This window comes from Bradyrhizobium sp. (assembly GCF_050014615.1).
GTDB lineage: Bacteria > Pseudomonadota > Alphaproteobacteria > Rhizobiales > Xanthobacteraceae > Bradyrhizobium.
Genome location: NZ_JBEKCZ010000346.1, coordinates 1 through 2,947, shown reverse-complemented (window position 1 = coordinate 2,947; position 2,947 = coordinate 1). Strand labels below are relative to the sequence as shown.

2 protein-coding genes are annotated in these 2,947 nt (G+C 62.1%); both read left to right on the top strand.

Annotated features, from left to right (window positions below; translation table 11 throughout):
* Positions 1 to 76 precede the first annotated feature (76 nt).
* The gene (locus ABR948_RS29330) at positions 77 to 754 is read left to right on the top strand and encodes a P-loop NTPase family protein (RefSeq protein ID WP_428124787.1); all 678 of its coding nucleotides are present in this window, start codon (positions 77 to 79) and stop codon (positions 752 to 754) included.
* Positions 755 to 890: 136 nt separating this feature from the next.
* On the top strand, positions 891 to 2,947 hold a 2,057-nt coding region (locus tag ABR948_RS29325), incomplete at its 3' end, for an RNA degradosome polyphosphate kinase (RefSeq protein WP_428124785.1).

Sequence of the window (2,947 nt, the reverse complement as noted above, 5' to 3'; positions counted from 1 at the left end):
TACGGCACATGAGCACGATCGAAGCGCGCTAGGCTTCGAAAATCAGGGGCCGGTCGATCCCGGCATGGAGACTTGCGTGGCAGGCCGCGTTCAACCTCGTCAGCTGGCATTTGCGCTGCCGCACGCAGAGAGCCTTACGCGCGACAATTTTCTCGAAGGCCCGGCCAATGCTGCAGGCCTGGCGCTGGTCGATAGCTGGCCCGACTGGCCGAACCGGATCATGCTGCTGGTGGGACCGGAGGGTTCCGGCAAGAGCCATCTCGCCGCCATCTGGGCCGAACAAGCCGGTGCCCGCTCGATCTCGGCGCATGCGCTGACCGCCGCGGCGGTACCAGGTGCGCTGGCGACGGGCGCGCTGGTGGTCGACGATCTGAAATCGCCAGACCTCGACGAACGGGCGCTGTTCCATCTGATGAACCTGGCGCGCGAAGACGCCGCGTCCGTTCTGATCACCGCCCGCTCGCCGCCCACGGCCCTTGAGATCGAGCTGCGCGATCTGCGCTCGCGTCTGCGCGCGGTACCGACGGTGTTGCTGTTGCCGCCTGACGATCAGCTGTTTCGCGCGCTGATCGTCAAATTCTGCGCCGACCGTCAATTGACCGTCGATGAGACCGTCGTGAGCTATCTCACGTCCAGGATTGAGCGCTCTTATGCGGCCGTACGGCAGGCTGTGGAACTGCTGGACACCGAAGCCCTGCGGCTGGGCCGGCCGGTTACCCGGGCACTGGCGGCTGACCTGCTGCGAGACGCCTGATTTCCACATCTTCGCATCTTGACGGCGCCCACGCCGGGAACGTCAATGTCATCGAAACGTCATCGCGATAACACATGGTTCGTGCCGTCTTCGTTCCGATGGCCGCACCACCTGCTTTGAGATGGATTAAACTTCGATGGAATCCGCACAAGCTATTGTAATTAAAGAAAAAGAAGCGGATCCCGAAGCCGGCGCAACGATGGCCAATAGCCCCGAGCGCTTCATCAATCGGGAGCTTTCCTGGCTGCATTTCAATCGCCGGGTGCTGGAGGAGTCGGTCAATCCCGGCCACCCCGCGCTCGAACGGGTGAGATTTCTGTCGATTTCCGCCAATAACCTTGACGAATTCTTCATGGTGCGCGTCGCCGGCATCAAGGCCCAGGTGCGGGAGGGCATTGCCGAGCGCAGTCCGGACGGTCTGACCCCGGCCGAACAGCTCGTCCTCATCAACGAGACGGTTTCAACACTCGCCAGCGACCAGCAGGCGATCTGGCGCGATCTGCGCGGCATCCTGGCCGAGGTGGGCCTCGTTCTGGTTGATGGCCGCGATGTCACCAAGGCCGAGCGAACCTGGGTCGAGGATCACTTCCTTCACAATATCTTCCCGCTGCTGACACCGCTCGCGATCGATCCGGCGCACCCCTTCCCGTTCATCCCCAGCCTCGGATTTACCGTCGCGCTGCATCTGGCGCGGGTCTCCGACGGCAAGCCGATGAACGCGCTCATCCGCATGCCAGGCAAGATCGATCGCTTCATCCGCATGCCCACGGGCAAGGATGGCGCGGTGCGCCTGATTACGCTCGAGCAAGCCACCGGCCTGTTCATCGGGCGGTTATTCCCCGGCTATACCGTCAAGGGTCAGGGCGCGTTCCGAATTATCAGGGACTCCGAACTTGAAATAGAGGAAGAGGCGGAAGATCTGGTCCGGCTGTTCGAAACCGCGCTGAAGCGGCGGCGGCGAGGATCGGTGATCCGGCTCGAGATCGAAGCCAAGATGCCCGAAGAACTGCGCGCCTTCGTGCAGCGCGCGCTTTCCACCGCCGACGACGAGGTTCTGCTGGTCGACGGCGTGCTGGCGATGAACGAATTGTCGCAACTGACGAGGCTCGACCGGCCCGACCTCGAATTCGTTCCCTATGTTCCCCGCCATCCCGAACGCGTGCGCGATCACGGCGGCGATATCTTTGCCGCGATCCGGCAAAAAGACCTGATCGTTCATCATCCCTATGAGTCGTTCGACGTCGTCGTGCAGTTCCTGCAACAGGCCGCCCGCGATCCCGACGTCGTCGCCATCAAGCAAACCCTTTATCGCACCTCGAACAACTCGCCGATCGTGCGGGCGCTGGCGGAAGCCGCCGAGGCCGGAAAGTCGGTGACCGCGCTGATCGAACTCAAGGCGCGGTTCGATGAGGAAGCCAACATCCGCTGGGCACGCGATCTCGAACGCGCCGGCGTGCAGGTCGTGTACGGATTTATCGAACTCAAGACCCACGCCAAGCTGTCGCTGATCGTGCGCCGCGAGGCCGGCAGCCTCACGACCTATGTCCATACCGGCACCGGAAACTATCATCCGGTGACCGCGCGCATTTACACCGATCTGTCATATTTCACGTCCGATCCGATCATCGGCCGTGATGCCGCGCGGGTGTTCAACTACATCACCGGCTACGCGGAACCGAGCGACATCGAAAAGATGGCGGTATCGCCGCTCACCTTGCGCAAGCGAATGATCGAACACATTCACGGCGAGACCCATTTTGCCCGTCACGGCAAGCCGGCGGCGATCTGGTTGAAGATGAACTCGCTGGTCGATCCCGACATCATCGACGCCCTGTATGAGGCCTCGCAGGCCGGGGTCCCGATCGAACTCGTGGTGCGCGGAATTTGCTGCCTGCGGCCGGGTATTCCCGGGCTCTCGGAGAACATCCGCGTCAAGTCGATCATCGGCCGTTTCCTCGAACACGGCCGAATCTACTGCTTCGGGATGGGACAGGGCCTGCCGAGCGCAAAAGCGGCTGTGTATATCTCGTCCGCCGACATGATGCCGCGCAACCTCGACCGGCGCGTTGAGGTGCTTTGTCCGCTGCAGAATCCCACGGTGCATCAGCAGGTTCTCGAGCAGATCATGGTCGCGAATCTGAAAGACACCGAACAGAGCTGGCAGTTGTTGCCGGATGGATCGTCAACGCGTAT